Annotated in this window: 19 protein-coding genes and 5 tRNA genes; 16 read left to right on the top strand and 8 right to left on the bottom strand. The window is 73.4% G+C overall.

All coding sequences use genetic code 11. From position 1 onward, the window contains the following. Positions 1–70 precede the first annotated feature (70 nt). Positions 71–775 (top strand): amino acid-binding protein, encoded by a 705-nt coding sequence (locus AB0D28_RS26250; protein ID WP_357389973.1) that lies wholly within the window; start codon positions 71–73, stop codon positions 773–775. 80 nt (positions 776–855) lie between these two features. Beyond that, positions 856–1,944, top strand: coding sequence for a GNAT family N-acetyltransferase (locus tag AB0D28_RS26245; RefSeq protein WP_357389971.1), 1,089 nt, complete (start codon positions 856–858; stop codon positions 1,942–1,944). Positions 1,945–2,119: 175 nt separating this feature from the next. Here AB0D28_RS26245 and AB0D28_RS26240 read toward each other — a convergent pair whose 3' ends face one another. Continuing rightward, positions 2,120–3,685, bottom strand: a complete 1,566-nt coding sequence (locus AB0D28_RS26240) for an aldehyde dehydrogenase family protein (protein WP_357389969.1) — start codon at positions 3,683–3,685, stop codon at positions 2,120–2,122. A 427-nt stretch (positions 3,686–4,112) separates the two neighbouring features. On the opposite strand from AB0D28_RS26240, the gene AB0D28_RS26235 reads away from it, so the two are divergent. From AB0D28_RS26235 to AB0D28_RS26225, 3 genes are all read left to right on the top strand, one after another. Continuing rightward, positions 4,113–6,980, top strand: coding sequence for a glycoside hydrolase family 9 protein (locus tag AB0D28_RS26235; RefSeq protein ID WP_357389967.1), 2,868 nt, complete (start codon positions 4,113–4,115; stop codon positions 6,978–6,980). A 188-nt stretch (positions 6,981–7,168) separates the two neighbouring features. Continuing rightward, the gene (locus AB0D28_RS26230; RefSeq protein WP_357389965.1) at positions 7,169–9,604 is read left to right on the top strand and encodes a non-reducing end alpha-L-arabinofuranosidase family hydrolase; all 2,436 of its coding nucleotides are present in this window, start codon (positions 7,169–7,171) and stop codon (positions 9,602–9,604) included. A gap of 115 nt (positions 9,605–9,719) precedes the next feature. Beyond that, positions 9,720–10,250, top strand: coding sequence for a DUF488 domain-containing protein (locus AB0D28_RS26225; RefSeq protein ID WP_357389963.1), 531 nt, complete (start codon positions 9,720–9,722; stop codon positions 10,248–10,250). A gap of 1 nt (position 10,251) precedes the next feature. Here AB0D28_RS26225 and AB0D28_RS26220 read toward each other — a convergent pair whose 3' ends face one another. The 3 genes from AB0D28_RS26220 to bioB are packed head-to-tail and all read right to left on the bottom strand — an operon-like array spanning position 10,252 to position 11,983. Next, positions 10,252–10,758 (bottom strand): GNAT family protein, encoded by a 507-nt coding sequence (locus tag AB0D28_RS26220; protein ID WP_357389961.1) that lies wholly within the window; start codon positions 10,756–10,758, stop codon positions 10,252–10,254. Between the two features lie 3 nt (positions 10,759–10,761). Next, positions 10,762–10,980: a hypothetical protein gene (locus tag AB0D28_RS26215; RefSeq protein ID WP_357389959.1), complete on the bottom strand. Its 219-nt coding sequence runs from the start codon at positions 10,978–10,980 to the stop codon at positions 10,762–10,764. A gap of 7 nt (positions 10,981–10,987) precedes the next feature. Continuing rightward, positions 10,988–11,983 (bottom strand): biotin synthase BioB, encoded by a 996-nt coding sequence (gene bioB, locus AB0D28_RS26210; protein ID WP_013284870.1) that lies wholly within the window; start codon positions 11,981–11,983, stop codon positions 10,988–10,990. 158 nt (positions 11,984–12,141) lie between these two features. Between bioB and AB0D28_RS26205 the strand changes: the two genes are divergently transcribed. Both AB0D28_RS26205 and bioD read left to right on the top strand, forming a co-directional pair. Beyond that, positions 12,142–13,278: an 8-amino-7-oxononanoate synthase gene (locus AB0D28_RS26205; protein WP_357389956.1), complete on the top strand. Its 1,137-nt coding sequence runs from the start codon at positions 12,142–12,144 to the stop codon at positions 13,276–13,278. Beyond that, positions 13,275–14,003: a dethiobiotin synthase gene (bioD, locus tag AB0D28_RS26200; RefSeq protein WP_357389954.1), complete on the top strand. Its 729-nt coding sequence runs from the start codon at positions 13,275–13,277 to the stop codon at positions 14,001–14,003. The genes AB0D28_RS26205 and bioD overlap by 4 nt, the downstream gene beginning before the upstream one ends. A 61-nt stretch (positions 14,004–14,064) precedes the next feature. Here the strand turns inward: bioD and AB0D28_RS26195 are convergent, their stop codons facing one another. Together AB0D28_RS26195 and AB0D28_RS26190 are read right to left on the bottom strand one after the other, a co-directional pair. Beyond that, positions 14,065–15,228: a cytochrome P450 gene (locus AB0D28_RS26195; RefSeq protein ID WP_357389952.1), complete on the bottom strand. Its 1,164-nt coding sequence runs from the start codon at positions 15,226–15,228 to the stop codon at positions 14,065–14,067. Positions 15,229–15,237: 9 nt separating this feature from the next. Next, complete coding sequence (locus AB0D28_RS26190) at positions 15,238–15,906, bottom strand: 50S ribosomal protein L11 methyltransferase (RefSeq protein WP_357389951.1); 669 nt, start codon at positions 15,904–15,906, stop codon at positions 15,238–15,240. Between the two features lie 189 nt (positions 15,907–16,095). On the opposite strand from AB0D28_RS26190, the gene AB0D28_RS26185 reads away from it, so the two are divergent. Continuing rightward, positions 16,096–16,929 (top strand): hypothetical protein, encoded by an 834-nt coding sequence (locus AB0D28_RS26185; protein ID WP_357389949.1) that lies wholly within the window; start codon positions 16,096–16,098, stop codon positions 16,927–16,929. A 102-nt stretch (positions 16,930–17,031) separates the two neighbouring features. On the opposite strand, the gene AB0D28_RS26180 is transcribed toward AB0D28_RS26185, so the two are convergent. Then, on the bottom strand, positions 17,032–17,634 hold the full coding sequence (locus AB0D28_RS26180; protein ID WP_357389947.1) for a TetR/AcrR family transcriptional regulator: 603 nt from the start codon (positions 17,632–17,634) through the stop codon (positions 17,032–17,034). Between the two features lie 274 nt (positions 17,635–17,908). Between AB0D28_RS26180 and AB0D28_RS26175 the strand changes: the two genes are divergently transcribed. The 5 genes from AB0D28_RS26175 (at position 17,909) to AB0D28_RS26155 (ending at position 20,669) form a co-directional block, all read left to right on the top strand. Beyond that, positions 17,909–17,981 (top strand) — tRNA-Gly (locus AB0D28_RS26175). Between the two features lie 34 nt (positions 17,982–18,015). Next, a tRNA-Cys gene (locus AB0D28_RS26170) sits at positions 18,016–18,086 on the top strand. Positions 18,087–18,099: 13 nt separating this feature from the next. Continuing rightward, a tRNA-Val gene (locus AB0D28_RS26165) sits at positions 18,100–18,174 on the top strand. A gap of 228 nt (positions 18,175–18,402) precedes the next feature. Then, positions 18,403–19,908 carry a helix-turn-helix transcriptional regulator gene (locus AB0D28_RS26160; protein ID WP_357389945.1) on the top strand — a complete coding sequence of 502 codons (1,506 nt, stop codon included), beginning with the start codon at positions 18,403–18,405 and terminating at the stop codon, positions 19,906–19,908. Positions 19,909–20,003: 95 nt separating this feature from the next. Continuing rightward, positions 20,004–20,669, top strand: coding sequence for a hypothetical protein (locus AB0D28_RS26155; RefSeq protein WP_357389943.1), 666 nt, complete (start codon positions 20,004–20,006; stop codon positions 20,667–20,669). Positions 20,670–20,747: 78 nt separating this feature from the next. Here AB0D28_RS26155 and AB0D28_RS26150 read toward each other — a convergent pair whose 3' ends face one another. Next, positions 20,748–20,993 carry a DUF6458 family protein gene (locus tag AB0D28_RS26150; protein ID WP_357389941.1) on the bottom strand — a complete coding sequence of 82 codons (246 nt, stop codon included), beginning with the start codon at positions 20,991–20,993 and terminating at the stop codon, positions 20,748–20,750. A 158-nt stretch (positions 20,994–21,151) separates the two neighbouring features. Between AB0D28_RS26150 and AB0D28_RS26145 the strand changes: the two genes are divergently transcribed. The 3 genes from AB0D28_RS26145 to AB0D28_RS26135 all read left to right on the top strand — a co-directional run bounded on the left by AB0D28_RS26145 (position 21,152) and on the right by AB0D28_RS26135 (position 23,124). Continuing rightward, a tRNA-Gly gene (locus AB0D28_RS26145) sits at positions 21,152–21,224 on the top strand. Positions 21,225–21,235: 11 nt separating this feature from the next. After that, positions 21,236–21,307: transfer RNA gene (locus AB0D28_RS26140), tRNA-Val, on the top strand. A 170-nt stretch (positions 21,308–21,477) separates the two neighbouring features. Beyond that, complete coding sequence (locus AB0D28_RS26135) at positions 21,478–23,124, top strand: PKD domain-containing protein (RefSeq protein ID WP_357389939.1); 1,647 nt, start codon at positions 21,478–21,480, stop codon at positions 23,122–23,124. The last annotated feature ends 206 nt before the right edge of the window (positions 23,125–23,330 follow it).

Raw genomic sequence — 23,330 nt, 5'->3', positions numbered from 1 at the left:
ATGGTCAACCGGCAGGCTGGGCCCCAGCCTGCCGGCGCGCCGCCGGCCCGCCGAGCGGAGGGGATCAGACATGCTGCTGAGAGTTCGGGTGACCCTGCCGGACCGTCCGGGCACGCTCGGCCAGGTGGCCCGCACACTCGGCGTCTCCGGCGCGGACATCGTGCAGGTGGTCGTGCTGGAACGGCTCGGCGGCCGGGCGGTGGACGACTTCACAGTGGTCTGGCCCGGTGCGGCGCGGGTGGAGCGGATGCTCGCCGGGCTGGCCGCGATCCCCGGCGTCCGGGTGGACGGCGTGTGGCGTGCGATCGGCGCGCCCACCACCACCGGGCAGGACGCCGAACTGCTGGCCCAGGTGGCGGCCAACCCGGTGGAGGGGATGGCCACGCTCGTCGACGCGGTGCCGGGGCTCCTCGCCGCGGACTGGGCGGTGGCCGCCGTCGTACCCCTGGACTGGGCCTCACGCAGCGGCGGGGCCGGCGTCGCCGCCGTCGGGCACGCGAGCTGGCGGGCGCCGGCGCCGCCCCGGCTGCCGGAGGTGACCCCGCTGCGGGCACGCGCGATGACCAGCCCGGAGGGCCACCACTACGCGGTGGCGCCGTTCGGCCGGGCCGGGCTGGTGCTCGTGGTCGCCCGCGACCACAGCGAACCGCTCACCGCCGCCGGGTTCCACTCCACCGAGGTGGACCGGCTCGCCCAGCTCGTCCGCGCCAGCGCGGTGATCCTCGGTGACCGGCTGGACCTGGTCGGCACGCCGCCCGTGACCACGGTCACCTGACCGGACGGCCCGCGTCACCCCGGGGCAACGGGCCCGCAACAGGCGGACGGCATGGTCGGTGCCGAGGAAGGGAGACAACCATGGCGCTGTGGCGGATCCGAGCCACCGTGGACGACCGGCCCGGCTATCTGTCGGTGCTCACGGCGAGCCTCGCGTTGCGCGGGGTCAACATCCTCAGCGTGCAGGTGCACACCACCGAGGCCGGCGCGGTCGACGACTTTCTGGTCGACGCGCCCGAGCAGGTGACCGAGGCGGAGCTGCGGGCCGCCGTCGAGCGGGGCCGGGGCCGGGACTGCTGGGTCGCGCGCAGCGAGGCGCGCGGGCTGGCCGACGAGCCGACCCGGGTGCTCGGGCTCGCCGGGCGGCTGGTCCGCGACCCGGAGGCGACCGGCGCGGTGCTGCGGACGCTGCTCGGCGCGGACGCGGTGAGCTGGCGTCCGACGCCCGCCGCCGCGCCGGGCGGGGTGGGCGGCACCACGATGGTGCTCGCCGACCCGGCTGGCGGCGCCCACGAACTGCACCGCCGGGAGCCCAGCTTCACCCCGGCCGAGTACGCCCGCGCGCAGGCCCTGGTCGAGCTGGCGGCCACGCTCGCCCGGCGGGACGCCGACCGGATCACGCTGGTGCTGCCGGACGGCGGCGAGGTGTCGGTGCGGGCCGCGACCGCCGAGGACGTCCCCGGCGTACGCGACCTGCACGCCGCCTGCTCGGCGCGCAGCCGGCAGCGGCGCTACCTGAGCGGTGCGGCGGACCCGTCGCCGGCCCGGCTGCGCCGGCTGCTGGAACCGGCCCGGGGCGTGACACTGCTCGCCACGGCGGGCTCCGGCGGGGCGGCGGAGCCGGTCGTGGCGATGGCGAACCTGCTCGGCGAGGGCGACGAGGCCGAGGCGGCGCTGCTGGTCCGCGACGACTGGCAGCGCCGGGGTCTCGGCTCGGCGCTGCTGCGCCGCCTGCTGGGCCACGCCGACCGGGCCGGGTACGCCGCCGTGCTGCTGCACGTGCAGTCCGAGAACACGCCGATGCTGCGGACGCTGCGCCGGCTGGACCGGCCGGTGGCGATGGAACGCGACGGCGCCGTGCTGACCGCGACGCTGCCGCTGACCGTGCGGCAGCCGACGGATCAGTTCGCGCGCGCCGAGGCCGCGGTGCCGGCACAGCGGTCGAGTTGAGCTGACGGCCGCCGGCCGGACCACGGAGGTGCGCCGCAACGGCGCGGCACACCCGAGGGGTACGGACGGACGGCCGCAACCGGCGCGGTCACGCGCCACCAGGGCCGACCTCCGATACGGAGGACGGTGACACGGCGGGGCTCCCGATGCGGGGGCCCCGCCCGTCTGTTCGCGATCAGGTGGCCGGGTAGCTGCTGTAGTCGGGGAAGTTGCCGTAGAGCCGGCCGTCGCCGCCCACTGTGACCGCCTGCACGAGCAGGTCGCCGCCGACGAACGCGCCCTTCCAGGACGCGCCCCGGCCGCCGAACGGCTCGTCCCGGTCGCCCCGGGAGCGCGGCTTGTTGATGCCCACCTTGAAGGCCTGGAGGTCCACCGCCAGCTTGCCGGCGAGCTCCTCGTCGTCGCAGGCCAGCGACGCGACGAGCGCGCCGTTGGAGGCGTTCATCTGGGCCAGCAGCTCGTCTGTGGTGTCCACCACGACGATCGTGTCGACCGGGCCGAACGGCTCGGCGTGCATGAGGCGGGACCGGCCGGGCGGGGCCAGCAGCACGGCCGGGGCGACGTACGCGGACGTGTCCTGCCCGTCCAGGAACGGCGCCCCGCCGAGCTTGCCACGGTGCAGCGGCACGGCGCCGCCGCGTACCGCCTCGTCGACCTTGCGCCGCAGCTCGTCGGCCTTGGCGCCGCTGATCAGCGGCCCGAAGTCCAGCTCCGGCAACGGGTCGCCGGCCCGCCACGTCTCGTCCACCGCGAGTGGATGGCCGAAGCGGATCGAGCGAACCACCGGCAGGTACATGTCGAGGAACTCGTCGACCAGGTCGCGCTGGACCACGAACCGGGGGTACGCGGTGCAGCGCTGCTTGCCGTACTCGAAGCCCTTGCGCAGGTGCGCGGCGAGCGTGTCCCACTGGGAGAAGTTCCAGATGCCCCAGGCGTTCAGGCCCTCCTGCTCGATGAAGTGCCGCTTGTCGCAGTCGAGCAGCGCGGCGGCGACCTTGCCGCCGTTGGAGCGCCCGCCGACGAACGCCACCGCGCCGATCTCCGGTGCGCGGACGAGCACCTCGGACAGCTCCTCGCCGCTGCCGGACAGCAGCGTGGCGGGCAGCCCGGCGCGGCGCATCAGCGCGTGCGCGACGGTGAGGCAGACCGCGCCGCCCTGGGAGGGGGTCTTGGCGATCACCGCGTTGCCGGCCAGCAACTGCACCAGCTCGGCGTGCACCAGCACGCTCATCGGGTAGTTCCAGGAGGCGATGTTGCTGACCGGGCCGGGCAGCGGCTCCCGGCCGTCGGCGAGCATCCGCTCGATCTCCCGCACGTACCAGCGCACGCCGTCCAGTGCGCGGTCCACGTCGGCGCAGGCCAGCCGCCACGGCTTGCCGATCTCCCAGACCAGCAGCAGGGCGAGCAGGTCGCGGTGCGCGGTGAGCGCGTCGAGCGCGTCGGTGACCCGGGCGATGCGCTCGGCCAGCGGGGTCCGCGCCCACTCCCGGTGCGCGTCGGCGGCGTGGGCGACGGCGGCGCGCGCGGTGTCGGCGTCGAGGCGGGCCATGCTGATCAGCACGGTGTTGTCCACCGGGGTACGGACGGCGGTGGGCGTGCCGAGCGCGCGCCAGTCGCCCTGGACGAGGTTGTGCAGCGTGGTGGCGCCGTCGGGGCCGGTGCCGAACGCCTCGGGCGTGGCGGCCACCGCCCGGGCGAGCGTGTCGGACCAGGAGGTGCCCTCGGCGAGTCGTAGAGCCATCGCGATCTCCTCAGTGTCGTCCGGGGAGCGGCGGCGTCGATGGCACCGCAGGTGAGGCGTACTGTCCCGCGGGGCCGAACGGCCGGGCAACCGTACGCTCGTATGCCAGGACGGCCGAGCTGCCGCCGACCCCCTCGGGGGTGCGTTCGACACGTCGGCGATGCCCCTGAGCTGGGAAAGAACACTCTCTATATCGATTTCTATCGATAGTGTGATCCAGCTCCCGATGGTTACCCGTGAGTACGCCCGGACGTCCCGGATCAGTGCGCTCTTCCCCTGTGATGAACGGCGCATTACATTGTCGTTTATCCATGGGAGCGCTCCCGAGGCTTCCCGGATACCCACCACCACCGCCACGCGGCAGCCGGAGCCCCGAATCCCCGTCCCGCTCCGGCTGCCGCCCCGGCGCCAGCCACAGGAGCTCGCCATGCCCCGTCCGATATCGCCGCCCGGAGGCCGGTCCCGGCTCCGCCGGCTGTTCGCCGCAGGCGCCGCGCTGGCCGTCGGCCTGGCCACGGCCGTCGCCGCCCCGCCACCCGCGTCCGCCGCCGCGCAGGCCGCACCAGCGTTCAACTACGCCGAGGCGTTGCAGAAGTCGCTGTTCTTCTACGAGGCGCAGCAGTCCGGCCGTAAGCCGTCCTGGAACCGCGTCTCCTGGCGCGGCGACTCGGCGCTCACCGACGGCGCCGACGCCGGTGTCGACCTCACCGGCGGCTGGTACGACGCCGGTGACCACGTGAAGTTCGGCTTCCCGATGGCGTTCAGCGCCACCATGCTGGCGTGGGGCGCGGTCGAGTACCGCGACGGGTACGTCGCCTCCGGCCAGCTCACCCACCTGCTGAACAACCTGCGCTTCGTCAACGACTACTTCGTCAAGGCGCACGTCGCCCCGAACGTCCTCTACGGACAGGTCGGCAAGGGCGACGACGACCACAAGTGGTGGGGCCCGGCCGAGGTGATGCCGATGGCGCGGCCCGCGTACAAGATCGACGCGAGCTGTGGCGGCGCGGACCTGGCGGGGGAGACGGCGGCCGCGATGGCCGCCTCGTCCATGGTCTTCCGGCCCACCGACGCGGCCTACGCGGACAAGCTGCTCGGCCACGCCAAGCAGCTCTACACGTTCGCCGACACCGTGCGGAAGAGCTACCACGAGTGCATCACCGACGCGACGAGCTTCTACAAGTCGTGGAGCGGCTACCAGGACGAGCTGGTGTGGGGCGCGATCTGGCTGTACCGGGCCACCGGCGACGCCACCTACCTGACCAAGGCCGAGAGCGAGTACGACAATCTCGGCACCGAGCCGCAGTCCACCACCCGCTCCTACAAGTGGACCATCGCCTGGGACAACAAGCAGTTCGGCGCTTACGTGCTGCTGGCGAACCTGACCGGCAAGCAGAAGTACGCCGACGACGCCAACCGGTGGCTGGACTACTGGACGGTGGGCGTCAACGGGCAGCGGGTGCCGTACTCGCCCGGCGGGATGGCGGTGCTCGACTCCTGGGGCGCGCTGCGGTACGCCTCCAACACGGCGTTCGCCGCGCTGGTCTACAGCGACAAGACCACCGACACCACGCGTAAGGCGCGCTACCACGACTTCGCCGTCCGGCAGATCAACTACGCGCTCGGCGACAACCCGCGCAACTCCAGCTACCAGATCGGCTTCGGCGCCAACTCGCCGCGCAACCCGCACCACCGCACCGCGCACGGCTCCTGGTGGGACAGCCAGACCGTGCCCGTCGAGACCCGCCACGTGCTCTACGGCGCGCTCGTCGGCGGCCCGTCGGCGGCAAACGACGCGTACACCGACAGCCGGTCGGACTACGTGATGAACGAGGTGGCCACCGACTACAACGCGGGCTTCACCTCCGCGCTGGCCCGGCTCGCGAACGAGTACGGCGGCAGCCCGCGCGCCGGTTTCCCGTCCGCCGAGACGCCCGACATGGACGAGATGACAGTGGAGACCACTGTCATGCAGGCCGAGCCGCGCGCCACCGGGCTCAAGGCGATCATCTACAACAAGTCCGCGTTCCCGGCCCGGGCGCTGACCACCGGTAAGTTCCGGTACTACTTCCGGCCCGACGGCACCGGCCCGGTGACGGTGACCCCCGGCTACACCCAGGGCTGCCCGTCGCCGTCGGCGGCGAAGCAGTTCTCCGGCGACATCTGGTACGTCGAGGTCGACTGCACCGGCTACACCATCGCGCCGGCCGGGCAGTCGCAGCACCGGATGGAGGTCCAGTTCAAGATCGGGGTGCCGGAGGGCGGCACCTGGGACCCGACGAACGACCCGTCCTACCAGGCCACCGCCGGGCCGAACCGCAAGGTGCCGCTCTACTCCGGCGGCGTGCGCGTCTGGGGCGAGGAGCCGGGACCGGCCACCCCGGACACCACCGCGCCGAGCGTGCCCGGCACGCCCGTGGCGTCCGCCGTCACGTCCAGCGGGCTCACGCTGACCTGGGCTGCCTCCACAGACACCGGCGGCAGCGGCCTGGCCGGGTACGAGGTGACCCGTACCTCGGCCGGCGCCGACCCGGTCGTCACCGCCTCGACCGGGACCACCCTGGCCGTGACCGGGCTGGCGCCGGAACGGACGTACCAGTTCACCGTGCGGGCGCTCGATGGCGCCGGCAACCGGTCCGCGGCGTCGGCTGCCGTCAGCGTCACCACGCCGGCCGGCCCGGCGCCGGACACCACACCGCCGACCGTGCCCGGCACGCCCACCGCCTCCGCTGTCGGTGCGACCGGCCTGACGCTGACCTGGGGGCCGTCCACCGACGCCGTCGGGGTCACCGGCTACCGCGTCTACCGCGGCGGGACCGTCCTGGTCGGCTCGACCACCGGCACCACGCTGGCGGTGACCGGGCTGACCGCCTCCACCACGTACACCTTCACCGTGGTGGCGGTGGACGCGGCCGGAAACGTGTCGCCCCCGTCGCCCGGCGTCACGGTGACCACCACGGCCCCGCCGGTCGGCGGCGGCTGCGCGGTGACCTGGACGGCGAACACCTGGGACACCGGGTTCACCGCGAACATCACGGTCGCCAACACCGGCACCACGGCGATCAACGGCTGGACGCTGGCGTTCACGTTCCCGAGCAGCGGGCAGAAGGTCGGGCAGGCGTGGTCGGCGAACGTGACCCAGACCGGCGCCGCGGTGACCGCCTCGAACCTGTCCTACAACGGGACGATCGCGGCGGGGGCGTCGACGAGCTTCGGCTTCAACGGCACGCACACCGGCAGCACCGCGAGGCCCGCCGCCTTCACCCTGAACGGTTCCGCCTGCACCGTCTCCTGACCGGTCGGCGGGGCGTGGCCGGGTGACCGACCACGCCCCCGCCCGGCCAGAACTTTTCCGAAACGTTTCCGAAACACCATTGTCCCCACCGACGCGTGGTGAAAGCATCGACAAAGCTAGATACCCCAACCGGAACGTCCAGTCGTCCCGCCCCGACGGCCTGGGTGTCGGCCAGTAAGGAGGCCACGATGGCAATGAGTCCATCCCTTCATCGCGGCGGGAGTCGGCGACGGCGATCGCCCGCTGTCCGGGCACTGCTCGCCGGCGCGGTGAGCGCCGTGACGGTGGCCGCCGTCGCGGTGATGATGCCGTCGGCGAACGCCGCCGCGTCCACGCTGGGCGCGGCCGCCGCGCAGTCGGGCCGGTACTTCGGCACGGCGATCGCGGCGGGCCGGCTGAACGACTCGACCTACAGCACCATCGCGGCGCGTGAGTTCAACATGATCACCGCTGAGAACGAGATGAAGCCGGACGCGACGGAGCCCAACCAGGGGCAGTTCAACTTCTCCTCCGGCGACCAGATCTACAACTGGGCCACCCAGCGCGGCCTGAAGGTCCGCGGCCACACGCTGGCCTGGCACGCCCAGCAGCCGCCCTGGATGCAGAACATGCAGGGCAGCACGTTGCGCAACGCGATGATCAACCACATCAACGGGGTGATGGCCCACTACAAGGGCAAGCTGGCCGCGTGGGACGTGGTGAACGAGGCGTTCAACGAGGACGGCAGCCGTCGTCAGTCGAACCTTCAGGGCACCGGAAACGACTGGATCGAGGTGGCGTTCCGGACCGCGCGGGCGGCCGACCCGTCGGTGAAGCTCTGCTACAACGACTACAACATCGAGAACTGGTCGTACGGCAAGACCCAGGGCGTCTACCGGATGATCCAGGACTTCAAGTCCCGGGGCGTCCCGATCGACTGCGTCGGCCTGCAGACCCACTTCACCGGCGGCAGCTCCCTGCCGAGCAACTTCCAGACCACGCTGTCGAGCTTCGCGGCGCTCGGCGTCGACGTGGCGCTCACCGAGGTCGACGTCACCAACTCGTCCACCAGCCAGTACGCCGGGCTGACGCAGGCGTGCCTGAACGTGCCGCGCTGCATCGGCATCACCGTGTGGGGTGTCCGGGACAGCGACTCCTGGCGCTCCAACGAGAACCCGCTGCTGTTCGACGGCGGCGGTAACAAGAAGGCCGCGTACACCTCGGTCCTCAACGCCCTCAACGCGGCCGGGCCGACCACGACCCCGACCACCACCCCGACCACGACCCCGCCGCCGAGCGGCGGCGCCGGCCGGATCGTCGGCGTGCAGTCGGGCCGCTGCGTCGACGTGCCGAACGCCACGCAGACGAACGGCACCCGGGTCCAGCTCTACGACTGCAACGGCCAGTCGAACCAGCAGTGGACCTACACCTCGAACAAGCAGCTGATGGTCTACGGCAGCAAGTGTCTCGACGCGAACGGCGCGGCCACCGCGAACGGCACCGGAATCATCATCTGGGACTGCAACGGCCAGTCCAACCAGCAGTGGAACATCAACTCCAACGGCACCATCAGCGGCGTGCAGTCCGGCCGCTGCCTGGACGTCTGGGGCACCGGCAACGGCCAGCAGATCCAGTTGTACGACTGCCACGGACAGACCAACCAGCAGTGGCGAACCGACTTCGGCGGCACCACGCCCCCGACCACGCCGCCGCCGACCACGACGCCGCCGCCGGGTGGCTGCGCGCTCCCGTCGACCTACCGGTGGTCGTCGACCGGCGCGCTGGCCAACCCGCAGAACGGCTGGGTCTCGCTCAAGGACTTCACGAACGTGGTCTACAACGGCAAGCACCTGGTCTACGGGTCGTACGTCAACAGCAGCGGCCAGTACAGCTCGATGAACTTCAGCACGTTCACGAACTGGTCCGACATGGCCTCGGCCGGCCAGAACGGAATGAGCCAGGGCACCGTGGCGCCCACCCTGCTGTACTTCGCCCCGAAGAACATCTGGGTGCTGGCGTACCAGTGGGGGCCGACCTCGTTCAGCTACAAGACGTCGAGCGACCCGACGAACGCCAACGGCTGGTCCTCGGCGCAGACGCTGTCCACCGCCACCCTGCCGGACGCCCCGTACGGCGTCATCGACCAGACCCTCATCGGTGACGACCAGAACATGTACCTGTTCTTCGCCGGGGACAACGGCAAGATCTACCGGTCGAGCATGCCGCTCGGGAACTTCCCGGGCAGCTTCGGCTCGAACTACACGACGATCATGACCGACTCGACGAACAATCTGTTCGAGGGCGTCGAGGTCTACAAGGTGGCCGGCCAGAACCAGTACCTCATGATCGTCGAGGCGATCGGGAGCCAGGGCCGCTACTTCCGGTCGTTCACGTCGAACAGCCTGAGCGGATCGTGGACCCCGCAGGCCGCCAGCGAGAGCAACCCCTTCGCCGGCAAGGCCAACAGCGGCGCGACGTGGACGAACGACATCAGCCACGGTGACCTGGTCCGCACCAACCCCGACCAGACCAAGACCGTGGACGCCTGCAACCTCCAGTTCCTGTACCAGGGCAAGAACCCCAGTGCGGGAGGCGACTACAACCTGCTGCCGTGGCGGCCGGGTGTGCTGACCCTCCAGCGCTAGGCCCCACCGCGCACAACCGAGGCGTGCCCGGCACCGCGTGGTGCCGGGCACGCTTTTCGGGTGGACCGTGCCCGGCCGGTGGGCGGACCGCGGCGGCCCGGGGCAAGCTGGGTCGATGGAGCGCGCGCTGGTGACCGTCGGGCACGGGGCCGCCGGCCGGGACCAGCTCGGGGAACTGCTGGCCGGCGCGGAGGTCACATTCGTGGTGGACGTGCGCCGCTACCCGGCCAGCCGGACCAACCCGGACGTCCGCCGCGAGGCGATGGAACGCTGGCTGCCCGGAAGGGGCATCGGCTACCGCTGGGAGCCGCGCCTCGGCGGCCGCCGGCACGTCCGCGCCGGAGAGCCGGAAGCGGACACCTGGTGGACGGTCGCGGCCTTCCGGGCGTACGCCGCGTACACCCGCACGCCCGACTTCGACGTGGCCCTGGACGAGGTGCTCGCCGACGCCGCGCTGCGGACCACGGCGGTGATGTGCAGCGAGAGCGTCTGGTGGCGCTGCCACCGGCGGCTGATCGCCGACGTCGCCGTGCTCGGCCGCGGCGTGCCGGTGTCGCACCTCATGCCGGACGGCCGGCTCAGCCCGCACCGGCCCGCCGAAGGCGCCCGCCGCCTGCCCGACGGCAACCTGCTCTGGGCCGGCTGACTCAGCCGGCCAGGTCCTCGGCGAGCAGATCCATCAGCAGCGCGTCGTGCCAGCGCCCGTCCGCGCCGCGCTCGTAGCGGCGCATGATGCCCACCGGACGGAACCCCACCTTCGCGTACGCGCGGATCGCCGCCGTGTTCGCCGCCGCCGGGTCGATGGTGAACCGGTGGTGGCCGTACTCGTCGACCAGGTGCCGGACCAGCGTGCGGATCGCGTCCCCGCCCAGCCCGGCGCCGCGTACCGCCGGGTCGAGGAAGACGTCCAGGCTGGCGTGGCGGTAGTCCGGGTCGGTCTCGGCGTACCACTGGATCGCGCCGACCAGCCGGCCGTCGTGCTCGACGGCGTACATCGTCAGCGCGTCGTCGGCCAGGTCGGCCCGCACCGACTCGGCCAGGTCGTCACCGCCGCGCCACCAGCGGCGCACCTCCGGGGTGGCCCGGATCGCGGCCAGCGCGGCCACGTCCGCGTCGGTCACCGGTCGCAGTGTCACCGCTCGCCCGCGCAGCACGCCTCAGCCCCGCCGCTCGCCGTGCTCGACGCAGACGGCCGACCAGCCGGCCGGTACGACCTGCACCTTCATCCGCCGCCGGCACGACGCGCACCAGCGCGGCGGCTCCCACGCCCGCGCCGTCTCGCACGCCGGGTGCGGCCCGGCCGCCACCGACTCGCCGCACCTGTCGCACCAGAGCGCGGCGGGGGCCGCCGTGGTGGCGGGGGAGGATTCGGTCACCGCTGCCTCACAGGGTCGCCGAGAGCGCCTTCACCGGCATCTTCAGGTCTTCCAGCAGCTTCAGGTCGGCCGTCGCCGGCCGCCCCAGCGTGGTCAGGTAGTTGCCGACGATTACCGCGTTGATGCCGCCGAGCAGACCGTCGCGGGTGCCGAGGTCACCGAGGGTGAGTTCGCGGCCCCCCGCGTACCGCAGGATCGTGCGCGGCATGGCCAGCCGGAACGCGGCGATGGCGCGCAGCGCGTCCTTGCCCTCCACCACCGGGCGGTCACCGAGCGGGGTGCCGGGGCGCGGGTTGAGGAAGTTCAGCGGCACCTCGTGCGGGTCCAACTCGGCGAGCTGCGCGGCGAACTCGGCCCGCTGCTCGACCGTCTCGCCGAGGCCGAGGATGCCGCCGCAGCAGACCTCCATGCCGGACTCGCGGACCATCCGCAGCGTCTCCCAGCGCTCCTCCCACGAGTGCGTGGTGACCACGTTCGGGAAGTAGGAGCGGCAGGTCTCCAGGTTGTGGTTGTAGCGGTGCACGCCCATCTCGACCAGCTCGTCGACCTGCTCCTTGGTGAGCATGCCGAGCGAGGCGGCGACCTGGATGTCGACAGCGGCGCGGATCGCGGCGACGCCCTCGCGCATCTGCTTCATCAGCCGGGCGTCCGGGCCGCGCACCGCGGCCACGATGCAGAACTCGGTCGCGCCGGTCGCGGCGGTCTGCTTCGCGGCCTCGACCAGCGCCGGGATGTCCAGCCAGACCGAACGCACCGGCGAGGTGAACAGGCCGGACTGCGAGCAGAAGTGGCAGTCCTCCGGGCAGCCGCCGGTCTTCAGCGAGACGATGCCCTCGACCTCGACCTCCGGACCGCACCAGCGCATCCGGACCTCGTGCGCGAGCTGGAGCGCGGCGGGCAGGTGCTCGTCGGGAAGGTTCAGCACCGCGAGGACACCGGCCTCGTCGAGGCCGACACCGTTGCCCAGCACCCGCTCCCGGGCCTGGTCGAGGATCTCTGGCATGGCTCGTAACCTAACAGGCCACCATGAGCGCGGGAAACAGCCGCCGCCTGCCCTCCGGCGAGCCGGGACCGCGCCACGCCGGGGCCCTCGGCGCGGGTGGTAACTTCGCCCCGCGGAAGCGCCCGGAAGGGCGACGGTCGGCGGGGAGGGGCGGCACGGTGGCGGACTGGCTCGCGGCCCTGGACCGCCGCGCCGAGCTGCGGGCCCGGGCGGGACTGACCCGCACGCTGCGCCCCCGCGCCGCCGACGACGCCGTGGTCGACCTGGCCGGCAACGACTACCTCGGCCTGGCCACCCACCCCGAGGTCACCGCCGCCGCGGCAGAGGCCCTGTCCGCGTACGGGCTGGGCGCCACCGGGTCGCGTCTGGTGCGCGGGTCCACCGACGCCCACCACGCGCTGGAGGACGACCTGGCCGGCTGGCTGGGCGTCGACCGGGCGCTCGTGTTCTCCTCCGGCTACCTGGCCAACCTCGCCGCCGTCCGGGGGCTGGCGCAGCCGCGTACGCTGCTCGTCTCCGACGCCCACAACCACGCCTCGCTGATCGACGGCTGCCGGATCTCCGGCGCCGAGACGCTCGTGACGCCGCACGCCGACGTCGCCGCGGTGGCCGCCGCGCTGGCCGCCGCGCCGGGCCGACCGGCGGTGGTGGTGACCGAGTCGGTCTTCTCCGTCGACGGCGACCTGGCCCCGCTCGCGGAGCTGCACGCGGTGGCCCGCCGCCACGGCGCGCTGCTGCTCGTCGACGACGCGCACGCGCTCGGCGTCACCGGCCCGGCCGGGGCCGGCGGGGTGGCCGCCGCCGGGCTCGCCGGCGCGCCCGACGTGGTGGTCACGGCGACGCTCTCCAAGGCGCTCGGCGGGGCCGGTGGCGTGGTCGCCGGGCCGGCCGAGTTCGTCCGTCACCTGGTGGAGACCGGCCGCACGTTCATCTTCGACACCGCGCCGCCGCCCGCCGTGGTGGCCGGGGTGCGCGCCGCGGTGCGGCTGGCCCGCGACGGGGACGCGCTGCGCGCCGACCTGGCCGACCGGGTCGCCGCTGCGGTGCGGCGGCTCGGCGCGGCCGGGCTGTCCGTGTCCGCCCCGGACGGCGCGGTGATCTCGGTGACCGCTCCCGGACCGGAGGCGGCGACCGCCTGGGCCGCCGCCTGCCGGGACCGGGGCGTCGCCGTCGGCTGCTTCCGTCCGCCGTCCACCCCGGACAGCCGCTCCCGGCTGCGGCTCACCGTCAGCGCCGGCGTGGACCGGACCGACTTCGACCGGGCCCTGGACGTGATCGTGGAGTGTGCCCCATGAGCCTCGGCGACGCCTGGACCGGGCCGGTGCTGGTGACCGGCACCGACACCGAGGTCGGCAAGACGGTGGTGACAGCCGCCGTCGCCGCCGCCGCGCAGGCGGCCGGGCTGCGGGTCGCCGTGGTCAAGCCCGGCCAGACCGGTACGGCCACCGGCGAGCCCGGCGACGTCGACGCGGTGACCCGGCTGGCCGCCCCGCTGACCGGCCGGACGCTCGCCAGCTACCCCGATCCGCTGGCCCCGCTGGCAGCGGCCCGGGTGGCGGAGCTGCCGCCGCTGGAGCTGTACAACGCGGTCGACGCGATCCGCGAGGAGGCGGACAAGCACGACCTGGTGCTCGTCGAGGGCGCGGGCGGTCTGCTCGTACCGATGGGGCTGCGCCCGTCCGGCGAGCCGTGGACGGTGGCCGACCTGGCGGTGTCGCTCGGCGCGCCCGCGGTGGTGGTGGCGCGGGCCGGGCTCGGCACGCTCAACCACACCGCGCTGACGCTGGAGGCGCTGGAACGGCGGGCCGTGCCGGCCGGCGTGGTGATCGGCGCCTGGCCGGCCGAACCGGAGCTGGTGCACTGGCTCAACCTGTCCGAGCTGCTGCCGAACCTGCTCGGCGCGGTGCCGGCCGGCGCGGGCGGCATGGACCCGGGCGTGTTCCGCCGGTCCGCGCCGGGCTGGCTCACCCCCGCCCTGTACGGCGTGCTCGACGACTGGCGGGCCTGGGCCGAGGAGTAAGGCAGGGCCCCCTGTTAACGCCTCCGGTAGGTAAAGGGTCCCTTCCTAACACCCGCAGCGCTCAGGCGCGGCTGACCACGAACGCGTCGGGCATCCGGAAGGTCAGGTTGTCCGGGCACCACGGTGGACGGACCACAGTCACGCCGTCGAGCAGCGCGGTGGCCTCCGCGACCACCACCGCGGCCTCCATCCGGGCCAGCTGCGCGCCGACGCAGCGGTGCGGCCCGGCGCCGAACGCCAGGTGCCGCCGCGAGCCGGGCTGCCCGGGGCGGAACTCACCGGGCGCCTCGACCACCGCCGGGTCGCGCCCGGCGCGGGCCAGCCAGGCCACGATGCTGGTACCCGCCGCCACGGGCAGGCCGCCGAGCGTGGTGTCGACCGCCGCCACCCGCCGCCACGTGACGATCGGCGGCTCCAGCCGCAGCCCCTCCTCGACCACGTCGTCCACCGCCACCGTGCCGGCGCGCAGCCCGGCCCGTACCGCCGGTTCGCGGGACAGCCGGTGCAGCAGCAGGGTGAGGAACTGCGAGGTGGTCTCCTGGCCGGCGACCAGCAGGAAGAACAGCGCACCGACGACCACGTCGGGGGAGTGCCCGGCGTCGCGCAGCCGCGCGGCGAGCCCGCCCCCGGTCGCGGCGAACTCCCGCAGCACGGTGTGGAACCGGCCCACCTCGGCGGCGAGCGCGAGTTGCCGGCGCTCGTCGAGGGGCGCCCAGAACAGCTCCAGCGCGGCGCGGGCGAAGTCCTTCACCGCGCCCACCGGGGCGTCCGGCAGGTCGACCAGCCGGGCCAGCACCAGCAGCGGCAGGTCGGCGGCGAGGCCCGCGTACAGGTCGACCGGGCGGCCCTCATCCAGCGCCGCGGCCAGGGTGGCCACGCGCTCGCGGACCAGCCCGGTCAGCCATCGGCGCTGGGCGTCCACCCGGTGCGGGTGCAGCGCGTCGGCCACGATGCCGCGGATCTCCGGGTGGCTGGCGCTGCCGTTGTTCGCCAGCGTCGGCGGCAGCCGGAACCGGTGCCCGGCGAGCACCCGCAGCGCGGCGACCGGGATCGGCGTGACCGCGTCGAGCGCGTTGTCCGGCTGGAACGTCACCGGGTCGGTGAGCAGTTCGCGTACGAGCGCGTGCCGGGTCACCACGAGGTGCGGCACGCCGACGTGGTCGACGACTGTGGCCGCGTCCGGCCACGGCTCGTCGACGGACTCGCCCCAGCCCCGGAACAGCACCCGGTAACGCTAGCGGCGGGCCCCGGGCGGGTTCGGGTCCAGCTCCCAGACGGTGGTGTGCTTCACCCGTACGCTCTCCAGCGCCTCGGAGACCGGCACCTCGTACGCGGCCAGCTCGTGGAAACGCTCGCGCGGCAGGAACGCCCGTCCCGGGTCGCCCACCAGCACCCGGGCACCGGCGCGGGCGGCCCGGAGCAGGAAGCGCAGCATCCGGCGGGCCATCGCCTCGCTGTAGAAGACGTCCCCGGCCAGCACCACCTCGGCGTCCCCGGCGTCGTCATCGAGGATGTCGCCGAGTTCGGCGTCGACGCGTACCCCGTTGGCCTCGGCATTGAGCGCGACGGCCGCGACGGCCCGCTCGTCCACCTCGACCGCCCGGACGGCGGCGGCGCCGGCGCGGGCGGCGGCGACGGCGACCAGGCCGGAGCCGGAGGCCAGGTCGAGCACCCGGCGGCCGGCGACCACCTCGGGGTGGTCGGTGACGTAGCGGGCCAGGCCCTGCCCGCCGGCCCAGGCGAACGCCCAGAACGGCGGCGGCTGGGAACTGCGGAACTCGCCCTCGGTCAGCTCCCACAGGCCGATCGGCTCGTCGGCCTGGTGCAGCAGCACCTCGGGTACGAAGGCGACCGGGGCGAGGCGGGCGTGCAGCCGGACGAACGCGGCGGACAGCTCGGACACCGGAGAATTGTGTCCCACCGCCCGGCCGGGCCCGATCCCGGGCGTGTCGCGGCGGCGTCGTGACCGGTTCACCACACTCGGTGAAACAGCCCTCTTCTCTTGGCGTTGGATGCGAACACGCCCGTCTACCGGCGTCCCCGGCGTGCTCCTAGCGTTGCCTGTGAACACGACCGAGGGGGAGGAGGCGTGGTGAGCGGCTGGCGGCACGCGCTGCGGATCGGACTGGTGCTGACCTTCGTGGCCGGGACCGGGTACGGCGGAGCCCTGCCGGCGCGGGCGGCGGCTGCCTTCTCCACCGAGTTGAGCGGCCTGCCGGACGAGTTCACCGCCGGGAACCGGGTGGAGACGCTGTCCGCCGTGGTGTCCCGCTCCGACGGGGGCGGCTGTGTCAAGGTGCGCTGGTCGATGCTGGTGCGGGTGCAGGGCCTGCGGCTGGACCAGCTCAAGGTGGACCGGGTGGAGGACAGCGGATCGTTCCCGCTGGAGATCCGCACCGAGGGAGACACCGCCCGGCTCACCGACCGGCAACTCGACCCCGGGGTGCTCTGTCCCGGCCGTACCGTGACCGCCCGCTACCGGGTGGCCTTCGCCGAGGACGTCGGGCGCGGGCGGGTGAGCTTCGCCGCCGAGGCGTACGACCCGCAGTTGCGCCTGCTGGCCCGGCGGACCGCCTCCCGTCAGGTGGTGGGGGAGGGTGCCGAGCCGACGCCCTCGCCGAGCAGCGCGGAGCCCTCGGAGTCGCCGAGCGACGAGCCGTCGTCCGAGGCGCCCGACGAGGAACCCACCGGCGAGCCGACCGACGCCGCGGTGGAGCCACCGCCGCCGGGTGGCCTGGCCGGGCGGCCGGTGGCGGACAGCGGCGGCTTCGGCCTGGTGCAGGCCGCGTTCCTGCTCGGCGGATTGCTGCTGTTCCTCGGCGCCGGGCTGCTGCTGCGGATGCGCCGCCTCCTGCGCCCGTCGGCGCCGGCCGAACCGGAGACGCTCGCACCCCCCTTCGAACGCCCCCGCCCCCGCTGGCACTGACCCCCTCGGGCGGTCTTCCCGGTGATCAAGGAGTTGGTGTCCTCCGCCGGCCCGGACGGAGACACGAACTCCTTGATCACCGGCGCGGGGTGGGTGGGACAGTCAGTCGAGCTGGCTGGGTTCCAGGCCCAGTTCCCTGGCGGCGACCAGGCGGATCCATTCGGCGATCTGCCGGCGGGTGATCACCCGCTCGTGCACCGCGAGCTGGACCGCCAGCCCGTCCATCACCGCGCTGATCCGCCAGGCCGCGCCCGCCGGGTCGGGGCAGTCGAACGTGCCCTCGGCGACCCCGGCGGTGATCACCGCGGCCAGGTCCTGCCGCCACCGCAGGTCGAGGCGGCGGGAGAGCTTCTCCAACTCCGGGGTACGCAGCGACTCCGCCCACCCGTCGATCCACATCGACCACGAGGTGGCCCGGCCGGTGGGTGTGTAGAGGCGCAGCATCCGGCGCAGCTTGGCAAGCGGCGGGGCGGAGGAGCGCAGCACCGCGTCGAGGCGGGCCAGATCCTGCTCGACCGCGTACGCGAAGGCCTGCGCGAGCAGCCGGTCCTTCGTCGCGAAGTGGTAGAACACGAGCGCCTGGCTGACCCCGGCGGCCTCGGCCACGTCCGCGGTGCGGGTGTTGGCGAGCCCTCGTTCCGCGATCACCTCGCAGGCCGTACGCAGCAGCGCGTCCAGGCGGATCTCGGCGGCTCGTCTCGTCACCGGGTCACGGTAACCCATCCGAATGACCACGAGGAGTTACCGAAGCGGCCGGTCGTCGATGGGACAGTCGGATGCCGGACACTCGACGCGCCGCCCGGATTCGGGCAGGTCGCGGCCTTCGCGACTACCCTTTCGAGCCAGCCACCCAGGCTCCTAGGAAGCCTGCGGGGCGAGGCCCCGGCCACCCCGGACGCGCCGGAAAGGGGACCCGATTTGGCAACCGTTCCCGGGCTCGGCTAAAGTTCTCATCCGTCACCGGATAACACCGGGGCGTGCGGACGTAGCGCAGCTGGTAGCGCATCACCTTGCCAAGGTGAGGGTCGCGGGTTCGAATCCCGTCGTCCGCTCGGAGATGCCGCCACGCAGTTCGGGGGCAACCTCGGTGGAGTGGCCGAGAGGCGAGGCAACGGCCTGCAAAGCCGTGTACACGGGTTCAAATCCCGTCTCCACCTCGGCATTAGACGAGGGCGATTGGCGCAGTGGGAGCGCGCTTCCTTGACACGGAAGAGGTCACTGGTTCAAACCCAGTATCGCCCACCAGCGGAAAGGCCGTGTCGATCACTCGACACGGCCTTTCTCGTCGTCAGCGATCAGTCCAATGCCGCGCCGCCGGCCGTCGCCGCGCCCGCGCGGTGGTGACAAACCGGCGCCGCACGCCACGGGATCGACCTCCGGGCGGGTTACCGGGTTGAATGTGCCGGTGGGCGCGCATCTGACCCGGGCCGCCGCCGGCCGGCACTCGTCCGCCCGGCGCCGGCGGGGGCGCCGATGACCGCCTCCGCCCGCCCGGTGCCCGCGCTGCTGGGCCTGCCCGTCCTCGCGGGAGCCACGGCGGGGGCGTGTGCCGTCGCGCTCGTCGCCCTGGGAGCGGCCGGTCACGGCGGGTTCACGACCGAGCCGGCCGGCGCCGTCGCCCCGGCCGCCGCAGCCGTGACAGCGGCCACCGCCGCGTCCCGGCTCGCCCGGTCGGGCCACCGCGCCGCAGGCCGGCTGGCGACCGGGCTCGCCGCCTCGCTGCTGGCGTACCTCGCGCTCACCGTCCTGGCGGTGGCCACCGTCGCGGCCGGGCACCAGTGGGCCGGGCCGGCCGTCGCGGTGTGGAACTCGGCGTGGATCCCACCGCTCGCGCTGCTGCAACTGACCGCCTCGGCCGCCGTCCGTACCGGCGCGGCCACCCCCGGGACCCACCGGTACGTGGGTCTCGTCCTCGGTGCTGCCGCGCTCGTCAACGCGCTGCTGACGACCGCGACCGAGCCGTTCGCCGGGCTCCCGACGATCGCGGGGGAGTCCTGGCGTACCGCGCTCGCGCCGGTTGGTGCCGTGGTCACCGTGCTGGGCGTGGCGGCGCTGCTCGTCCTGCCGGTGACGCTCTGGCGGGCCGCCCTCGGCTCGCACCACACCGTGCGGGCCCGCCTCGGCGTGGCCGCCGCGGCCACCACCGCGGCGCCGCTGACCGTCGTCTTCTGCCTGCTCCTCGCCGTCGCCCGCGCCCCCGGTGACGTCGAGCCGTCGCTCGGCTCGGTCGCCTTCCTGGTAGCCCTGTCCGGTGCCGCCGTGTTCGCCGTGGCATGCGCGGTCACCGCCGCCCGGGGCACGATCGACGCCCGCCGGGTCGGCTTCGTGGTGCGCGCCGCCGGCCTGGCCGCCGCCGCCCTGCTCGTCGTCGGCGCCGGCACGCTCGTGGCGGCTCCGGGCTCGTCCCTCGGTCCGACCTCGGTCGCCCTCGTCGTGTCGGCGCTGACAGTCGTCGTCGGCGGCGGCACGTGGGCCGGTACCGGCCGCCTGGCGCGGCTGCTCACCGCCGCACCGACCCTGCCGGCCGCACCGCCTGCTGCACCGACACCGCCCGCTGCACCGACACCGCCTGCTGCACCGACCCTGTCGGCCGCACCGGCGGTGACGCCGCGAGGCGGCGCAGAGGGTACGGCGGACGGCGGCGGCACAGCGGGTACGGCGGACGTCGCCGAGCCGGCGCACCCGGCCGGTGGGGTGGAGGCCGCGGCGTCGCCGGAGGTGTCCGGCACGGGGGTCGAGGCCGGAGCCGGTCCGGCGCCGGTCGGCGGGCTGACGGCGCGGGAACGCGAGGTACTCGCCGCGCTCGCCGAGGGCGCCAGCAACGCGGGCATCGCGGCGCAGCTCGTGGTCTCCGAGCGCACTGTGGACGCCCACCTGCGCGCGATCTTCGTCAAGCTCGACCTGACCCCCGGCGGTGGCACGAACCGGCGGGTACGGGCGGCGCGGATCTGGCTGGAGCACGCGCGGCAGCGGCGCTGAGCAGGGCTTCTCCGAAGATAGGTGCTGAGGCCGATGCCCCGTTTCGGCGATTCTCGGCACGGTGGAGCATCATCCGATCGACGGAGGCTCTCACCGTGCCCGTACCGAAGTCGCGCCGTGCCGCGCTCGTCGCCCTCTTCGTCCTGCTCCTGGTGGCCCTGGCCGGGCGGACGCTGTTCATGCTGTGGGAGCCGCCGTTCGACGGCGCGATCCACTACGACGACGTCCGGGACCTGGGGGCCGCCTACTGGCCCATGAACCTCTACCTCGGCGGGCCCGCGTACGCCGTCTCCTGGATCGCCGCCGCGGTGTTCATCGTCCGGCTGGCCCGGGGCCGTGCCGGGGTGTTGAACCTGGTGGGGGCGTTCCTGGCCGGTCTCGGCGGCGTGGTGTTCGCGTTGGTGATCACCGCGGAGGTGCTGCCGTTCGCCTACGCCGGCGACCCGGCGGTCCTGCCGGAGTCGCAGGGGCGGGCGCTGTTCGAGGTGTTCAACGACCAACTCGACGGCCTGCTCCCGGCCATCCTCGGCAGCCAGGTGGCGATCGTGCTCGGCATGGTCCTGGCGCTCGCCGGCACCCTGGTCGGCCGGACCATGCCGCGTCCGCTGGTCATCGCCGGGCTCGTCTACGTCGTGGCGTTCGTGCTGGTGCCGCAGGACGCCGCGCGTGCGGTGGTCGTCGTGAGCTATCTGGTGCAGGTGGCGCTGGTGGCCGCGATCGGCTGGTACGGGCTGCGCGCCGACGACAGCGAGCGCCCGTGACGGATCGGACCGGCCGGATCGGGTGATCCGGCCGGTCCGGTTCTCCGGGACCGATCAGCTCCGTCGGCCCCGCAGGGGTCACATCGGCGGGGCGACGTCCCGGCGCTCCTCGACCCGGCGGTACTCCACCGGCTGCTCGGCGGTGGTGGTGACCACCTGGCGACGGCGACCCCACACCAGCGTGGTCATGATCAGGCCGAGTACGCCGGCCGCCATCAGGATCCAGCCGACGACGTCGAGGTTGACCCCGCCGACGCTGGCGTTGAGCGCGAACGTGAGGATCGCGCCGACCGCGATCAGGAAAATGCTCGTACCGATACCCACGACAGCCTCCTTCGGGGGATGGTTGTGCTGTCACCGGCCTCTGTACCCCGGCGGCGAGCAGCGCAACCACACAGCCATCCGGCGCGGCGGGGGTCTGCCGCACGGCGATCTTGGCATCGGGTAGAGTTCACCCCGTCGCCGGCGCGAACCGGCGGCACGCGGACGTAGCGCAGCTGGTAGCGCATCACCTTGCCAAGGTGAGGGTCGCGGGTTCGAATCCCGTCGTCCGCTCGCGATTGCCCGGGCGATTGGCGCAGTGGGAGCGCGCTTCCTTGACACGGAAGAGGTCACTGGTTCAAACCCAGTATCGCCCACCGAGAGTCACCCTCCCCGCTCACCGGCGCCGCCGGTCGATCTGCGGACGTACCCCACCGGACGGTTCGTACCGGCCACATCGGTCACTCAGCTCCACCGTGCGGCTTATTCAGCCGCCGCCACCACGCGTGTCACTGTGATGCCCCGATGCGCAGGGAGGCGGTCACACATGCACATGATCGAGCGGGGACGATGGCGGCGGACGGCCGCCCGATTAGGGGTGGCGACTGTCGTCGCGGCGGCCGGGGTGACGGTCTCGGCCGCGCCCGCGCAGGCCACCGCGACGCGGACGGTGGCGTTCTTCAGCATGGACGAGCCGACGTCGTCGCCGGTGCTGACCGACTACAGCGGCAACGGCCGCCACGGCACGATCGGCGGTGAGGTGGTCACCGGCGCGCTCTACGCCGGAGCGACCGGCCACCGCTTCGCCACCCACCTGCCGAGCGAACAGCAGTCCGTCCCGGGCCACGTCGACCTGGTGCCGCACACCACCGACTTCAACCCGGACGCCGGGGACTTCTCGGTGACCATCCGGTACCGGACCACGTACTCCTTCGGCAACATCCTCCAGAAGGGACAGGGCAACACGGCCGGCGGCTACTGGAAGTTCGAGGCGCCGAACGGCAAGCCGAAGTGCCTGTTCCGGGGCGCGGACGGCGCTTCCCGTACCGGCTACACGGACGTGCCGATCTCCGACGGCCAGTGGCACACGATCACCTGCAACCGCACGTCGGCGTACGTGGAGATGTACGTCGACGGCGTGCGGACCAGCCGCCTCAACGGGCCGACCGGCACCATCGCGAACACATGGCCGCTGTCCGTCGGCGGCAAGAGCCAGTGCGACGGTACGAAGGTCACCTGCGACTACTTCGCCGGCGACATCGACTACGTGAAGATCCTGAAGGGCTCGGGCGGCCCGGCCAACCAGACGCCGGTGGCCGCGTTGACGCCAACCTGCTCCGGCCTGGTGTGCACGTTCTCGGGCGCGGGCTCCACCGACGCCGACGGCGCGATCCAGGACCACAGCTGGAACTTCGGCGACGGGGACACCACCGGCACGGCCTCCGTGCCGACCACGTCGCACACGTACGCGGCGGCCGGCACCTACCCGGTCACGCTCACCGTCACCGACGACCGGGGTGCCACCGGCACCGCGACAGTCGAGGTGACAGTCGCGCCCGTAGCGGAGCGGATCTCGTTCGTCGGCCAGGCCACCGCTAACGCCAACTGGACCAGCCACACGGTCACCGTCCCGGCGGGCGTGCAGGCCGGTGACACGCTGCTGCTCGTGCTCAGCCAGAACACGCACACCGCCACCGGTGAGCCGACCGGCGTGACCGGCTGGAGCAGGCTCGACCGCCTCGACGGTGGCTTCGCCACCACCACGGCCTGGTGGAAGACGGCGAGCGCGGGCGACGCCGGCACGGCGGTCCGGGTGACACTGGACAGCCAGGCGAAGGGCAACCTGGTGCTGGCCGCGTACCGGGGGGTTGCACCGGGAGCACCGGTCTTCAGCAGGGCCACCGACCCGGCGAGCACCACCACCCGGATCACCCCGTACGCGCCGGTGACCGCGGCGCAGAGCTGGGCCGTGTCGTACTGGCTGCACGGCGACAGCACCTCCACCGCGCTCACCCCGCCGTCCGGCGTGGCGGTGCGCAGCAACTCCTCGCAGACCGGTGGCGGACGGGTGACCGGCCTGCTCGCCGACTCGGCGAGCAGCGTGCCGACCGGCAGCTACGGCGGGCTGACCGCGACCGGCGGTGCCGCCAGCACGACCACCACCACGTGGACGTTCGTCCTGCCCCCGGCCTGACCCATCGGGTACGCGGAAAGGCCGGCACCCCTCGTTTCGGGGTGCCGGCCTTTCGCTGTTTGTTCGTCTTACTTGTTCCAGTGCTCGGCGACGAGGTCGGCGGCCTGCTGTTCCCACTGGGCGTAGTGGTCGGGGTAGGCCGACACCTGGACGGTCTGGGCGGCCTTGGTCAGCGGCATGTCGCGCCAGCCGTCGACCTGCTTGAG

It is taken from the genome of Micromonospora sp. NPDC048169, from assembly GCF_040652815.1.
Classification (GTDB): Bacteria; Actinomycetota; Actinomycetes; order Mycobacteriales; family Micromonosporaceae; genus Micromonospora.
This window is presented reverse-complemented; position numbering and strand designations above follow the sequence as displayed.

What these genes read in the sequence shown, in the direction of transcription:
- AB0D28_RS26230 (WP_357389965.1), top strand. Translation starts at nt 7,169, where the DNA reads ATGGCAATGAGTCCATCCCTTCATCGCGGCGGGAGTCGGCGACGGCGA.
- AB0D28_RS26225 (WP_357389963.1), top strand. Translation starts at nt 9,720, where the DNA reads ATGGAGCGCGCGCTGGTGACCGTCGGGCACGGGGCCGCCGGCCGGGAC.
- AB0D28_RS26250 (WP_357389973.1), top strand. Translation starts at nt 71, where the DNA reads ATGCTGCTGAGAGTTCGGGTGACCCTGCCGGACCGTCCGGGCACGCTC.
- AB0D28_RS26160 (WP_357389945.1), top strand. Translation starts at nt 18,403, where the DNA reads ATGACCGCCTCCGCCCGCCCGGTGCCCGCGCTGCTGGGCCTGCCCGTC.
- AB0D28_RS26235 (WP_357389967.1), top strand. Translation starts at nt 4,113, where the DNA reads ATGCCCCGTCCGATATCGCCGCCCGGAGGCCGGTCCCGGCTCCGCCGG.
- AB0D28_RS26240 (WP_357389969.1), bottom strand. Translation starts at nt 3,685, where the DNA reads ATGGCTCTACGACTCGCCGAGGGCACCTCCTGGTCCGACACGCTCGCC.
- bioD (WP_357389954.1), top strand. Translation starts at nt 13,275, where the DNA reads ATGAGCCTCGGCGACGCCTGGACCGGGCCGGTGCTGGTGACCGGCACC.
- bioB (WP_013284870.1), bottom strand. Translation starts at nt 11,983, where the DNA reads ATGCCAGAGATCCTCGACCAGGCCCGGGAGCGGGTGCTGGGCAACGGT.
- AB0D28_RS26245 (WP_357389971.1), top strand. Translation starts at nt 856, where the DNA reads ATGGCGCTGTGGCGGATCCGAGCCACCGTGGACGACCGGCCCGGCTAT.
- AB0D28_RS26135 (WP_357389939.1), top strand. Translation starts at nt 21,478, where the DNA reads ATGCACATGATCGAGCGGGGACGATGGCGGCGGACGGCCGCCCGATTA.